Below are 15440 nucleotides of genomic sequence, written 5' to 3'. Positions count from 1 at the left end.
AGTCAAACTTTATTAACTTTGTACTCGAAATAACTCAGGAAATATTTATCTCTAAATAATAGGTTAATGAAAAAAATGATGGATTTAGTTGTTACTCAAAATGAGCAACTAAACCAAAACTATAGCCTCATTAAGCTCACCACAACAGATAACACTCCCTTAACCGAAATGCATCCCGGGCAATTTGTAGAAGTGAGAGTTGATGGATCTCCCTCAACTTATCTTAGACGTCCTATTTCGGTAAACTTTGTGGATAAGCAAAAAAACGAATTATGGCTACTCGTTCAGGCTGTAGGTGATGGAACCAAGAAAATGTGTGAGTACAAACAGGGTGATATTGTAAACCTTCTATTACCGTTAGGTAATACATTTACAGTTCCTACTTCGAATCCGGAGCAAGAACTTCTTCTTATTGGCGGAGGTGTAGGTACTGCTCCTATGTTATTCCTTGGCGCACGTCTCAGGGAAGCAGGCTATAAACCTAAATTTCTTTTAGGTGCAAGATCAAAAAATGATTTACTCCAATTGGATGATTTCAGAAAATATGGTGAATTGTATTGTACCACTGAAGACGGAAGTTTCGGAGAAAAAGGGTATGTAACGGATCACTCTGTATTAAAAAATACTCAAATATCTAAAATTTATACCTGTGGTCCTAAGCCTATGATGGTGGCTGTAGCCAAATATGCCAATATGAATGAAATCGAGTGTGAAGTATCACTCGAAAACCTTATGGCATGCGGGTTTGGAGTCTGTTTATGTTGTGTGGAGAAGACGCGCGAAGGGAATGTCTGTGTATGTACAGAGGGCCCCGTATTTAATATAGAAAATTTGACATGGATAAACTAAAAATAAATATAGGAAACCTGCATTTAAAGAATCCGGTAATGACAGCATCCGGTACTTTCGGGTATGGAAAGGAATATTCTGACTTTATGGACTTGGGGCGAATTGGTGGTGTTTTTGTAAAAGGAACTACCATTCGCGAAAGGCAGGGGAACGATTATCCTCGTATGGCAGAAACTCCATCGGGGATGCTTAATGCGGTGGGACTGCAAAATAAAGGCGTAGATTACTTTGTTTCAAATATATACCCCGAGATAAAAGACTTTGATACAAACATTATTGTGAATGTTTCGGGATCAACTATAGAAGATTATGTAGAATGTTCTCAAAAGTTGGTATCTCTCGAAAAAATACCTGCTATTGAACTTAATATTTCCTGTCCAAATGTAAAAGAAGGGGGTATGGCATTCGGCACTTCTGCTTGTTCTGCTGCTGATGTAACAAAAGCTGTACGTGAAGTATGGAACAAAACCCTTATCGTAAAGCTGTCTCCTAATGTAACTGATATAACAGAAATCGCAAAAGCTGTAGAGGGTGAAGGTGCTGATGCTGTTTCACTGATCAATACATTGCTGGGGATGGCTGTAGACATAAATAAAAGACGTCCGGTGCTATCTACTGTTACGGGAGGATTATCCGGCCCATGTGTGAAGCCTATTGCGCTTAGAATGGTTTGGCAGACTTACAATGCTGTAAAAATTCCCGTGATAGGTATGGGAGGAATATCATCGTGGCAAGATGCCATTGAATTTATCCTTGCAGGCTCTTCTGCTATACAGATAGGAACACATAATTTTATTGACCCTACAATTTCTGTAAAGGTTGTAGATGGCATAAAAGAATATCTGGATAAGAATAATATCAATTCCATTACAGACCTTATAGGAGCTTTGCAAGTATAATCTGATTGTTGGTATATTTCTAATTTAAGATTAGATAGTTATATAAACTTTGTAAAAATGAATTAACATAAATCTATGAAAAAGGTTTTTATATCCAGAAACTATAAAGGAATAGAGAGTGCTGGTGGAAAAGCAAAAACAGATGTAGAGTTAATTTTACAAGGTATTGGGTTTAAGAATATAGGATGGAAACAAAGTTCGAGCAACAATAAAATCATTGATTTTGTTTTAAATATTACAGGGATACTAAAAGCGGTAATACGAATGCCATCTAAAGGTATTTTATTTCTTCAGTATCCGATGAAAAAATATTATGCATTCATTTGTGGTATTGCTCATTTGAAAAACACTAAAATCATTACACTTATCCACGATTTAGGAACTTTTAGAAGACAGAAGCTTACTGTAGATAAAGAAATTACGCTCCTAAATAATTCCGATTACATTATAGCCTTAAATAAGAGTATGGCGAAATGGTTGGAAGAGAATAATTACAAAGGACAGACTGTGACTCTTGATATTTGGGATTATCTGTCAAAATACAAAAATACCTCAAGTTTTAGATTCAATGATGACCAAAACTATGTTGTTAATTATGCAGGAGGGCTTAGTCGACGTAAAAATTTATTCTTATACGAATTTAGTAAGCATGTAGACTCATTTATTTTCAATCTTTATGGTACAGGTTTCGAGCCTACAGAACAGGAATTAAAAAATCCTTACTTTGTTTATAAAGGTTTTGTTCAGAGTGATGATCTGATCAGTAGTATCACGGGTGATTTTGGACTGGTTTGGGATGGTGATTCTATTGATACTTGTTCCGGTAGTTTCGGTTCTTATCTACAATTTAATAATCCTCACAAAGTATCATTATATATTCGTTGTCATTTACCTGTAATTATTTGGAATCAAGCAGCTATGGCACCATTTGTTTTAGAGCACGGTGTTGGTTTTTCGATAAATTCATTATCAGAAATAAAGCCGCGTTTATTGTCTCTTACAAAAGAGGAATATAATGAGATGAAGCGAAATACAATAAAACTCAGCTTACAGATAGAGTCAGGTTACTATATTAAGCAAGCAATGAATAAAATAAAGTTGGATGAAAAATAATATCTATCTGTTATAAAAAAGAAAAGGCATCCAATCGGATGCCTTTTTTATGCTGTTTAAAACAAATTATTCAGCACTTTTCTCTTCTGCAGGAGCTTCTGTTTCAGCAGTAGGTGTTCCTACTACTTCTTCACTTGTTTCAGCTTCAGCTTCTGCCTGTGCTGCATTTTCTTCTGCTTTCTTTTGAGCTACAGCTTCAGCTTTTGCTTTGTTTGCTGCTTTTTCAGCGTCTAAACGAGCTTTTGCGTCTGCCTGAGCTTTTGTTTGGTTCTTGTTGATAGCTGCTTGAGTACCTTTTTCTTTTTCAGCTTTCCATGCTTCAAATTTACTTTCTGCATCAGCTTCAGTAAATGCACCTTTAGCAACACCACCAAGTAAGTGTTTCTTTAACAAAACACCTTCTTCAGAAAGGATGTTACGAGTAGTGTCGGTAGGTTGAGCACCAACTTGTAACCAGTACAAAGCCCTGTCGAAATTTATAGTTATCGTAGCAGGATTGGTATTTGGATTATAAGAACCAACCTTTTCAATAAATTTTCCATCACGTGGAGCTCTGCTATCTGCAATGACGATGTGGTAAAAAGGATAACCTTTACGTCCTCGTCTTTGTAAACGGATCTTTGTAGCCATTTCTTTCTAGTTAATTTTAATTATACATAATTGTTATTAGCGGGTGCAAAGATAAGAATAAGTTTTTGTTATACAATAAAAATGATATAGAGTTATTTACTCTCTTACTAACTATATAAGGGTTATTCTAAATATTTCTTAAGAATAGCTGCCGTGAATATTATCATATTTCTGGTCGAAGGTAGATCTGCATAACCATTCAATAGACCCCAATCATGAATAACTCCGTTAAATCTTACTGTGGTAACATCAACTCCGGCTTCATCAAGCTTGCGCCCTAATTCTTCTCCGGCATCTCTCAATATATCATTTTCGGCAACTTCGATGAGTGTAGGAGGCAATCCTTTCAACTCGTTGGTTGTAGTACGTACAGGGGATACATAAATATCATCGTGTTGCGTTCTGTCTGACAAGTAGTTGTCTCTCATCCAAATCATTAAAGATTTAGTCAGGAATCTTTCTTCTCCATATTTTTTAAATGATTCGGTGTTTATACCAGCGTCTGAATATGGCCATAATAGAATCTGACATTTAATATCCGGTCCTTTATTATCCTTTGCCTTCAGACAAGTCCCGATAGTCATATTTCCTCCTGCGCTATTTCCTACAATAGCTAACCTTTTTCCATCTACATTTATTTCATCGCCATGTTCTGCAACCCACTTTGTGGCAGCATAACATTCATTCAATGCTATTGGATATTTAGCTTCGGGCGAACGGCTATATTCAATAAAGACACAAGCATATCCTGATTCAACGACTAAGTCGCGAACCAGGCGTTTATGAGTTTGATAATCTCCAAGAACCCAGCCACCACCATGTATAAAAATAAAAACAGGGAGTTTCCCTTTAGTTTTCTCTGGCCGTACAATATATAGTTTTATATCATGTTCATCGACTAATATTACTTTTTCTGTTTCCTCAATACCACTAACATCTACTTTTATTGCAGCTTGGGTATCGACCAATACATTACGAGCATCGGATACAGGTAATGATTCAACAGGTTTTCCACCGGAATTCAAAACCTTCAGATACTCTTTGGTTTCTTTACTCAAATGCGGGTCTTTTAAAAAATCCGAGGTATTCATAATCTTAAAAATTTAATTATTATCAATTACTAACCTCTTTTTTAACGGCTTCTTATTAACTGTTGTTTTCTCAAATATTGATAAATAACATTTTATATACTGATTTTTTATTTTTTTACAATAGTTACTTTTGCAGAAACTGCATTCGAAAACTCTTTTTCTTCTTCTATATTTAGAGCAAAGCTGACAAGTGAATATCTCCGTTCGGTTACAGGCTTATCTATTTCTGTTTCTTTTGTAATGAATATCCCTTTACTTCCTTCAAGCTCTATTTTACAGTTATATATTCCTTTTTCGAGGATGATAAAATAGGCATCTACTACAGCTTTAGACTTGATTTTACCTAAATAATCGAGACTTACACCTGTGCAAATATTTGCATTATATGAAATAGGATCATAATATTGCCCGGTAGCTCCTTTATCCAGACCTTCTACTGTCTGAACCAAGGTACGACCCATCACCGAAGCTACTTTTTCGGCATGCTCATTCATTTGTCTGTCTAGGCTTTTTCCTATACCATCAGCAAGTTTTCCTGCTGCATCTGTTGCTTTTTCACCAACTCGGGCACCGTGTTCGTCTACAGCCTCGGCAACACCTTCTATAGCATTTATACCGGTTTCTGTAACTTTTTTTGTTGCTTGTTTTACACAGCCCGAACAGGAACTAAGGGTTGTTATAATAGCGGAAAGGATAATAAGTGATAAAATCGTTAATTTTCTCATGTGATTAAAATATGTGTTAAGCTTAATAATAAATCGTAAAAAACAAAGATAGAGAATTTGGATTAGATAGACTAATAAATAAAAAGAGGCTGAATAAAAACAGCCTCTTCATACGTATAATATTGAAATCAATAATTAGTTATTTTCTGGTCTCAATTTTCTCACAACTGCTCCTGTACGCCACATTTCGCTTTCACGAAGAGCTTTTAGTTCTTCTTCTAGTTTTTCACGATAGTCAGGTTTAGAGTTGGTATCGATAGAGCGTTGTGCTTCATTACCGTTTGCTACTTCTGAATATAATTTGGCAAATACAGGTTTTGTAGCATCATGGAAAGGTACCATCCAGTCTAGTGCACCACGTTGTGCTGTAGTAGAACAATTTGCATACATCCAGTCCATTCCTTTTTCTGCAAATAGAGGCATCAAAGATTGAGTAAGCTCTTCTACAGTTTCGTTAAATGCTTCGGACGGTGAGTGACCGTTTTCACGTAACACTTCATATTGAGCAAGCAGGATACCTTGTATAGCACCCATCAATGTACCACGCTCACCTGTAAGGTCAGAATATACTTCACGTTTGAAATCTGTTTCAAACAAATATCCCGAACCAACGCCAATACCCAGAGATACAGTTCTTTCGAATGCACGACCTGTAGCATCCTGGAATATAGCATAGCTTGAATTCAAACCGCGACCTTCGAGGAACATGCGACGAAGACTTGTTCCTGAACCTTTTGGAGCAACAAGAATTACATCGATGTCGGCAGGAGGAACAATTCCTGTACGTTCTTTATATGTAATACCAAACCCATGAGAAAAGTAAAGAGCTTTTCCGGCAGTCAGGTAAGGCTTAAGACGTGGCCACACTTCTATCTGAGCAGCATCTGACAATAGATATTGTATGATAGTACCTTTGGCTGCAGCTTCTTCGATATCAAATAATGTTTCGCCCGGAACCCATCCGTCTGCTATTGCTTTTTCCCATGTTTTGCCACCTTTTCTTTGTCCTACGATTACGTTAAACCCATTATCTCTAAGGTTTAATGCTTGTCCCGGACCTTGTACGCCATAACCGATAACAGCAATGGTTTCATTTTTCAATACTTCTCTTGCTTTTTCCAAAGGGAATTCTTCACGGGTAACTACTTTTTCTACTACCCCGCCAAAGTTCATTTCTGCCATAATTTGTTTTTATTAAATAAAATATTTAGGTTCAAAATTGTTTCCATATAATACAGGTCGAGCATACACTCGTTTCCCCGTCTTTCATTTCTAAAATAAAATTAGAATCTTCTTCTTCTCTTTTCAATATATCCAACTTGGAGCCGTAGCGCCCTTCGGATATATAATTTATCTCAATCCGTCTGATTTCTTTATCCTTGAACATATCTATATCAAACACATCTACAAAATGTTCAATATACTTCATACTGTTCAGGTGTTTATTGATATCCACATCGCTATATTTTACAATAAACTCATCCGCTTTTTCATAATCATCCTTCAACGCTGAGATTTTGCTCAATCCCTCTATCGGACATTCTTTTTCCGTATAGATATAATCAGACAACCCATCCAGCTCTGTCAGATTGGTCGGTTTACGAGTTTTAAGATCTATTGAAGCCCATAGTGATCTCGCATAGCCCATAGTTTTTCCGTCAGAGTCTTCGAAAGCAAAATGACGCTCTGTGAACAATCTGTTTACACTAACAATCCACGTCTTGATTATCATGTTAGTATCGTTTTTCGGATATTCGAACAGCTCGATTGCCATTCGAGACAAAACCCAGACTCGTTGCTGAGAAGTCATTGATGAGTATCCAAACCCACGTTCATCGGCATGCTTCGTTGCTGCTTGCAGCATAAAACCTCCAATCATGGGCAAAGTGGCTCTGCCTCTGAAATCGGTTAAGTATGCATCGATCGTAAATTCGTATCTTCCTATAGGAGCAAACATTAAATATAGTTTTGAATGGATATATTAATTTGTGTCTTGCGATTTATGTCTTTTATCTAACTCCGCTAGCATGTCGCTTAATCTCTCAACTTTCGATTTTGTAATCGCTATCCGACCCGAACGTATAAATTGCAGAACTCCAATACTTTTACTCAGTTCTTCAAATAGATATTGAGTCTCTTTATAGTGTCCTGTTTTTTCCAAAACAACACAGTTTTCATTTATATCGAGAATATGCGCATTGTGTTTGCGGATAAGCTCTTCTACCGATTCTATCTTAAGAAAATCGGGAGTAGATAGTTTATAGAGAGCGATTTCTTGATGAATAAGCTCTTCATCGGTATTGTAATACGCTTTCAGCACATCTACTCGCTTATCTATCTGGAGTACAACCTTTTTTACAACATCTTCGTCACAAAAAACAGTGATGGTAAACTTATGTATGCCTTCTAAAGCTGAAGCAGAAACAGATAGAGTCTCAATATTCAATTGACGACGAACGAATACACTGGTTACCTGACTCAACAGACCAACAGTATTCTCTGAAAATATAGTTATCGTATATAATGTTTTATCTTGCATAAGATTTATTTTTACAACTGTAATATTAGACAGTTTCAAATTTAACGAATCTAATCAATATAATGAACTTATTCGTTCCCTAATAATATATTTGTAACGCAAGTACCGGCAGGAACCATCGGGTAAACCATGCCTTTAACCTCTACCTGTACGTCTAGCAAATAAGCGCCTTTGTGATCCAGCATTTCTTTTATTGCTCCGTCCAATTCATTGCGGTCGTCCACCTTCTTTGCCGGAATATTATATGCTTCAGCTATTTTCACAAAATCAGGATTATTCATCCGGGTTTCAGAATATCTTTCATCAAAGAATAGTTCTTGCCACTGGCGTACCATTCCCAAGAAGTGGTTGTTCAATATAATGATTTTAACGTCAACGTTATACTGCATGATCGTACCTAACTCCTGTATGGTCATCTGAATACCTCCATCGCCAACAAAAAGGCATACTGTACGATCGGGTGTGCCGTATTTTGCGCCGATCGCAGCAGGTAATCCAAAGCCCATTGTGCCCAGCCCTCCTGATGTAACCACACTACGGCTTTGGTTGTACTTGAAGTAGCGCACAGCCATCATCTGATGTTGACCTACATCCGTGACCAATACAGCATCGTGGTTTGTAGCTTCGGATACTTTATTGATAACTTCACCCATCTTTAATTGTCCCGATGTTGGATATAGTTCGCTATCTATGACAACGTCGTACTCTCTTTGATAACATGCTTTAAACTCTCCAAGCCATTCGCTATGCGTGGCAGGGGTTAGTAATTCTGTCACCTTTGGTAGCGTATCCTTTACATCTCCGAGTACACGTGCTGTAACAGATACATTCTTGTTTATTTCAGCTTTATCGATATCAAAGTGGATTACTTTTGCCTGTTTTGCGTACGTCTTAAGATCTCCCGTTACACGGTCGTCGAAACGCATGCCAATGCCAATAAGTACATCACATTCATTTGTTTTCTGATTAGGGCCAACATTGCCATGCATCCCTAACATACCAATCTGTAAAGGATGGTCGGAGGGTATGGCAGATAGTCCCAATACCGTAGATGCCGCAGGAATGCCGGCCTTTTCGAGAAAAGCAAGCAATTCTTTTTCTGCTCCGCCCAAAATAACACCCTGTCCCACAAGTGCTAGAGGTTTCTTTGCACTGTTTATTATTTGGGCAGCTACTTCCATTTCTGATAGTTTTACTTCGGGTTTAGGCTGATAGCTACGGATAAAATCAACTTTTTTGTATTCTGATTTATCCATTTGCCCAAACTGAGCATCTTTGGTTATATCCAGAACTACCGGTCCGGGTCTTCCTGTTGATGCTATATAGAATGCCCTAGCTACTGCCGATGGGATGTCTTCGGCTCTGCGAATCTGATATGCCCATTTGCATACAGGCTGTGTAATACCTACTACATCTGCTTCCTGAAAGGCATCACTTCCTAGTAAGGAAGAAGCAACCTGCCCGGATATAACAACTATAGGTGTGCTATCTATCATTGCATCAGCAATTCCTGTTACGGTATTGGTTGCACCGGGGCCCGATGTTACCAGCGCAACGCCAACTTTACCCGAAGTGCGTGCAAACCCTTGAGCAGCATGTGTAGCACCTTGTTCGTGACGAACAAGAATATGATTTATTTTATCTTTATAATGATATAAACTGTCAAATACGGGCATTATGGCTCCACCCGGATACCCGAATATGGTATCTACACCTTCACTCAACAAAGATTGAATAAGGGCTTCACTTCCTGTAATTTTATTTTTATCCATGATATTTGTCTCTATTTTGTGCTGTTTTATTCAATGATTCTTATTCCACCTAAATCAGCCGAACTAACCATACTTGCATAGGCTCGTAATGCTTTGGATACCGTACGATTACGATTAGGTTTGAATGCATCTTTACCTTTGGCAAGCTCCTCTTGTCGGCGAGCTTCCAGTTCTACATCGGATATACGTACATCGATAGAACGGTTAGGAATATCTATATCTATAATATCTCCATCTTTAACCAAGCCAATAGCGCCACCAGATGCAGCTTCGGGAGAAACGTGACCGATAGAAAGACCTGATGTTCCGCCCGAGAAGCGTCCGTCTGTAATAAGGGCGCATTCTTTACCCAGGTGCTTAGATTTGATATATGATGTAGGGTAGAGCATTTCCTGCATACCCGGTCCTCCTTTAGGTCCTTCGTATGTGATGACAACAACATCTTCGGCTTGTACATCGCCTTTCAATATTCCTTCACATGCCGCATCCTGAGAGTGAAAAACTTTGGCTGTTCCCGAAAACTTGAATATACTTTCATCTACACCCGCAGTTTTTACAACACATCCATTCAGGGCGATGTTACCTTTCAATATAGCCAATCCTCCGTCTTTGGTATATGCATGCTCCATACTGCGGATACAGCCGTTTTCTCTGTCGGTATCGAGAGTAGGGTAGCTGCTGTTTTGAGAGCCCATTACAAGATTAAACTTATTTCCGGGTGCTGATTTATATAAATTTTCTGCGGCTTTTTCTGGATTAGCTTTTGTTATATCATATTTCTCTATAGCTTCCGCAAGAGAAAGTCCATCGATTCGTGAAACGGCAGTATTAATCAACCCACCCTTATTCAATTCGTTCAAAATACCAATTATACCTCCTGCACGGTTGACATCTTGTATATGATATTTTTGAGTATTAGGAGCTACTTTGCACAAACATGGTGTTTTGCGCGACAGTTTGTCTATATCGTCCATTGTGAAGTCTACTTCGCCTTCTTGTGCTATGGCTAGCAGGTGAAGGATCGTATTTGTAGAACCTCCCATCGCTATATCTAATGTCATAGCATTCAGAAAAGCCGTTTTGGTAGCTATATTTCTGGGAAGTACCGATTCGTCACCGTCTCTGTAATAACGGTAAGCATTATTTACAATCTGTTTTGCAGCATCTTGGAATAATTTAGATCGGTTTGCATGAGTGGCAACGATTGTTCCATTGCCCGGTAATGCAAGCCCTATGGCTTCGTTCAGGCAGTTCATCGAGTTAGCAGTAAACATGCCCGAACAAGATCCGCATGTAGGACATGCCGCACGTTCTATGGCGTTTACTTCTTTATCGGAAACGGTATCATCCGCAGCTTTTATCATCGCATCTATCAGGTCGAGGTGTTTATTGTCAAGCTCTCCTGCTTCCATTGGTCCTCCGGATACAAATACAGTTGGGATGTTTAATCTCATCGCTGCCATCAGCATACCGGGAGTGATCTTGTCACAATTGCTAATACATACCATTGCATCTGCTTTGTGAGCATTCACCATATATTCTACACTATCTGCAATCAAATCTCGTGATGGAAGAGAGTATAACATTCCATCGTGTCCCATGGCAATACCATCGTCTATAGCTATGGTATTAAATTCGGCAGCAAAGCATCCCAAAGCTTCAATTTCTGCTTTTACTTTCTGGCCTATATCATGAAGGTGTACGTGTCCCGGGACAAATTGAGTAAATGAATTGACGATAGCAATGAGAGGTTTTCCCATTTGTTCTTCTTTCATGCCATTGGCTCTCCATAGGGCTCTGGCCCCGGCCATACGCCGTCCTTGTGTACTAGTCGAACTTCTTAATTCAAATCCCATAACAATTATACATACAGTTAAAAAAAAACCTTTCCCATTGAATGAGAAAGGCCTATGTTAATTTCCTTATTATATACTTAACTTCATATACATACCTTTCTCATTTATTCTGACCGACGAGGAGAATATCAATGAGACTGAGGATATGTAAAAAGCAATTTGTCATTATTTCGCTATAAAAGTGATCACAAAGTTATAAACTTTTTTTTAAAAACAAATTTTATCCCATTTTTTTTAAGTTGACTAGGAAACTAGTCATTAAATATCTCTTAATGGATTGGCTTCAGCACTTGCAATTGATGTTACAATATTCGTGTAAAATTGTCTAATGGTAGAGGTTTTCGAGTGTGTATAAAGTGACAGTATAAAACCTTTATAAAAAGTGTCACTTTTGTCACCTTTTGTTTGTATATTATTGATATGTAGTATGTTGTTGTTTGTGTGGTTTGTCACTTTTTGAGAGTAATATTTACATTGAGTTGATATGAGGTATTAAATGTTTAGGATTGATAAAATTTATATATTATATCCATATTATAAACACGTTGCAAATACAACACAACAATAATTTTATTAATTTTGCATCCCAATTAAATTTTTTACAGTGCTAAAATTATCCATACTACAACAGATTTTTGAGACTCACAAAAATATACCCGCAATAATAGATTTATTGTCTAAGCATAAAGATATCTATGTTAAAGGTTTGCAGGGTTCGTCAGCGTCTATGCTTGCTACAGCTTTGTTTCACAAGACAGATAGCTGCTATTTGTTTGTGCTAAACGACTTAGAAAGTGCGGGGTATTTTTATCACGACTTGAATCAGATTTTAGACTCGGATAAAGTTTTATTCTTTCCTTCGGCATACAAACGGGCGATAAAGTACGGACAGATAGATGCTGCCAATGAAATTCTTCGTACCGAGGTCATGGGACAGTTACAGGTTGAAGATAAAAACCTGATAATCGTAACATATCCGGAAGCTTTAGCCGAAAAGGCTGTAGCTAAAGATATACTGAAGAAGAATACGATACAGATGTCGGTGGATGAAGAGATCGATCGTAATTTCGTATCTGAGATGTTGGATAGTTTTGGATTTGAATACGTTGACTATGTATATGAACCGGGACAATATGCTATCAGGGGAAGTATACTGGACGTTTTTTCTTTTTCGAGCGAATATCCTTATCGTATCGACTTTTTTGGAGATGAAGTGAGTACAATACGAACTTTTGATATCGAAACACAGTTGTCGAAAGAGAAACTAAACCAGATACAGATTATCCCTGACATGCAAAAGTCGAATATGGATCGGGAGTCATTGTTGAAACTGATTCCGAATGATACGGTTATTGCATTTAAGGATTTTGTATGGGCTAGCGACAAGGTAGAGAGTGTATATAATGATTCTACTATTCTGGATAATCCTGAATATGAGAAAGATTTACAAAATAAGTTGACGTTAAGGGATGAATATGATGCGTTGGTTAAGGGATTCAAGCATATTCATTTCGGGAACAAAGTACAGGTAGAAGCTGTTGTCGAATTCAAAACAGATATACAACCTTCGTTTCATAAAAACTTTGACCTGATCAGTGAAACTCTTCATAAGTATCTCGATAGAGATTATACTATATATATATTAAGTGACAGTGAGAAGCAACAGAAACGGCTAAAGTCTATTTTTGAAGACAGGGGAGATAATATCAATTTTACACCTGTGGAGAGGACTCTATCAGAAGGGTTTATTGACGAAACTTTAAAAATCTGCTGTTTTACCGATCATCAAATTTTTGACCGTTATCATAAATATAATCTTAAATCCGATAGGGTACGTTCAGGGAAGTTTGCTCTTTCTTTAAAGGAACTTCAACAGTTTCAGATAGGAGATTATATCGTACATATCGATCATGGTGTAGGGCAATTTGGTGGGCTTGTAAGATCTGATATGAATGGGAAGATGCAGGAGTTGATAAAACTCATTTATTTGAATAATGACGTAATATTTGTTTCCCTGCACTCTTTACATAAAATATCAAAATATAGAGGGAAAGAAGGCGAGCCGCCACGTATCAATAAATTAGGGACAGGGGCATGGAATAAGATTAAGGAGAAAACCAAAAATAAAGTAAAAGATATTGCCCGCGACCTTATACAGCTATACGCCAAACGCCGACAAGAAGAAGGGTTTAGCTTTGCTCCCGATTCTTTTCTACAGCATGAGCTCGAAGCCTCATTTATTTATGAAGATACCCCCGATCAGGTAAAAGCAACTGCCGATGTAAAACTTGATATGGAGAACAGCAAACCGATGGATCGCTTGATTTGCGGCGATGTTGGGTTTGGAAAAACAGAAGTATCTATTCGGGCTGCATTTAAGGCCGTAACAGATAATAAGCAAGTTGCAGTATTGGTTCCTACAACAGTTTTAGCCTATCAGCACTATCAAACATTTAAAGAGAGGCTTAAAGACTTTCCTTGCCGTGTAGAATATATCAGCAGGGCACGGTCGGCAGGACAAATTAAAGAGGTTCTAAACGATCTGAAAGAAGGAAAAGTTGATATACTGATTGGTACGCATCGCATTGTTGGCAAAGATATACAGTTTAAAGATTTGGGCTTGCTTATAATAGACGAAGAGCAAAAGTTTGGTGTTGCTGTAAAAGAGAAATTGAAGCAAATGAAGTCCAATGTGGATACTTTAACGATGACAGCTACGCCTATTCCACGTACATTGCAGTTTTCGTTAATGGGAGCAAGAGATTTGTCTGCAATAACAACGCCTCCTCCAAACAGGTATCCGATACAGACTGAAGTACATACATTCGATCCGTTGATTATTCGTGAAGCGATAGAGTTTGAAATGAGCCGTAACGGGCAGGTATTCTTTATCAATAACAGGATAAAGAATATACATGAACTTGAAGATATAATAAAGAGAGAGGTTCCTGATGCTCGTATTGCCGTTGGGCATGGACAAATGGATCCCACCAAGCTGGAATCGATTATTATAGACTTTGTAAACCAAGAATATGACGTATTGATAGCAACTTCAATTGTGGAGTCGGGTATTGATATTCCTAATGCAAATACGATAATAATAAACAATGCTCAGAATTTTGGTTTGAGCGATCTGCATCAATTGCGTGGACGTGTTGGACGAAGCAATAAGAAGGCTTTTGCGTATCTATTAGCGCCTCCGTTGCATACCTTGACTCCTGAGGCTAGAAGACGATTGCAAGCAATTGAGAACTTCTCGGAACTGGGTCATGGATTCCACATTGCTATGCAGGATTTGGATATTCGTGGAGCCGGAAATCTGCTTGGAGCAGAACAGAGTGGTTTTATCGCAGATTTAGGATATGAAGTTTATCAGAAAATATTGACGGAAGCAGTCAATGAGCTCAAAAATGATGAGTTTGCAGAACTCTATCATGAGGCTGATGAAGATAATAAGATTTCGGGAGAAAACTTTGTTGATGATGTTCAGATAGAAAGTGATCTTGAACTTTTGTTCCCTGCTCTTTATATACCAAATGATTCGGAACGTATTACTCTCTATCGGGAGCTCGATAATATGGAGAAAGAGTCGGATATAATGCAATTTACAGAGCGTCTCGAAGATCGTTTCGGAAAAATTCCACCCGAAGGTCGAGAGTTGATTCTGGTAGTTCGGCTTCGATCTATAGCCAAAACACTGGGTATCGAAAAGGTCGTTTTAAAAAATGGAAGAATGAGTTTATTCTTGGTTACAAATTCGGAGTCACCATACTATCAGTCGAAAGCGTTCGATAAATTACTCAATTACATCCAGAAGTATCCTCGTAAGTGCGAATTGAAAGACAGGAACGGAAGGCGTTCGGTGAGCATACAGAGCATTCCAAATGTAGAGACAGCTTGTATGGTATTATCAGAAATAAACGGGCTGTAAACAAAAAAAGAGAAAAGCTAACGCCTTTCTCTTCT

The 15440-nt window shown here is 37.9% G+C and carries 12 protein-coding genes; 4 read left to right on the top strand and 8 right to left on the bottom strand.

The features are described from left to right. Positions 1-66: 66 nt before the first annotated feature. The 3 genes from QOX35_RS14135 (at position 67) to QOX35_RS14125 (ending at position 2861) form a co-directional block, all read left to right on the top strand. A complete protein-coding gene (locus QOX35_RS14135; RefSeq protein ID WP_283687465.1) occupies positions 67-849 on the top strand; it encodes a dihydroorotate dehydrogenase electron transfer subunit in 783 nt (260 codons plus the stop codon). Beyond that, complete coding sequence (locus tag QOX35_RS14130) at positions 837-1748, top strand: dihydroorotate dehydrogenase (RefSeq protein WP_283687464.1); 912 nt, start codon at positions 837-839, stop codon at positions 1746-1748. The genes QOX35_RS14135 and QOX35_RS14130 overlap by 13 nt, the downstream gene beginning before the upstream one ends. Positions 1749-1823: 75 nt before the next feature. Further along, complete coding sequence (locus QOX35_RS14125) at positions 1824-2861, top strand: glycosyltransferase (RefSeq protein ID WP_283687463.1); 1038 nt, start codon at positions 1824-1826, stop codon at positions 2859-2861. A gap of 66 nt (positions 2862-2927) precedes the next feature. On the opposite strand, the gene QOX35_RS14120 is transcribed toward QOX35_RS14125, so the two are convergent. The 8 genes from QOX35_RS14120 to ilvD form a co-directional block, all read right to left on the bottom strand. Beyond that, entirely contained in the window at positions 2928-3491 is a 564-nt protein-coding gene (locus QOX35_RS14120) for a 30S ribosomal protein S16 (RefSeq protein ID WP_283687462.1), read from the bottom strand. Between the two features lie 122 nt (positions 3492-3613). Next, on the bottom strand, positions 3614-4582 hold the full coding sequence (locus tag QOX35_RS14115) for an alpha/beta hydrolase (RefSeq protein WP_283687461.1): 969 nt from the start codon (positions 4580-4582) through the stop codon (positions 3614-3616). A 107-nt stretch (positions 4583-4689) separates the two neighbouring features. Continuing rightward, positions 4690-5307, bottom strand: a complete 618-nt coding sequence (locus tag QOX35_RS14110; protein ID WP_252637427.1) for a hypothetical protein — start codon at positions 5305-5307, stop codon at positions 4690-4692. 135 nt (positions 5308-5442) lie between these two features. After that, entirely contained in the window at positions 5443-6489 is a 1047-nt protein-coding gene (gene ilvC, locus QOX35_RS14105; protein ID WP_135106081.1) for a ketol-acid reductoisomerase, read from the bottom strand. A 31-nt stretch (positions 6490-6520) separates the two neighbouring features. Then, a complete protein-coding gene (locus tag QOX35_RS14100; RefSeq protein ID WP_283687460.1) occupies positions 6521-7264 on the bottom strand; it encodes an acyl-[acyl-carrier-protein] thioesterase in 744 nt (247 codons plus the stop codon). Between the two features lie 24 nt (positions 7265-7288). Next, on the bottom strand, positions 7289-7846 hold the full coding sequence (gene ilvN, locus QOX35_RS14095; RefSeq protein ID WP_135106084.1) for an acetolactate synthase small subunit: 558 nt from the start codon (positions 7844-7846) through the stop codon (positions 7289-7291). Positions 7847-7914: 68 nt separating this feature from the next. Next, on the bottom strand, positions 7915-9618 hold the full coding sequence (gene ilvB / locus QOX35_RS14090) for a biosynthetic-type acetolactate synthase large subunit (protein ID WP_135106086.1): 1704 nt from the start codon (positions 9616-9618) through the stop codon (positions 7915-7917). Between the two features lie 26 nt (positions 9619-9644). Continuing rightward, positions 9645-11474 (bottom strand): dihydroxy-acid dehydratase, encoded by a 1830-nt coding sequence (gene ilvD, locus QOX35_RS14085; protein ID WP_283687459.1) that lies wholly within the window; start codon positions 11472-11474, stop codon positions 9645-9647. A gap of 727 nt (positions 11475-12201) precedes the next feature. Between ilvD and mfd the strand changes: the two genes are divergently transcribed. Beyond that, positions 12202-15405, top strand: coding sequence for a transcription-repair coupling factor (gene mfd, locus QOX35_RS14080; protein WP_283687556.1), 3204 nt, complete (start codon positions 12202-12204; stop codon positions 15403-15405). The last annotated feature ends 35 nt before the right edge of the window (positions 15406-15440 follow it).

This window comes from Dysgonomonas sp. Marseille-Q5470 (assembly GCF_951230145.1).
Classification (GTDB): domain Bacteria; phylum Bacteroidota; class Bacteroidia; order Bacteroidales; family Dysgonomonadaceae; genus Dysgonomonas.
The sequence above is the reverse complement of the archived record's forward strand: the minus strand, read 5'-3'. Positions and strand labels throughout refer to the sequence as shown.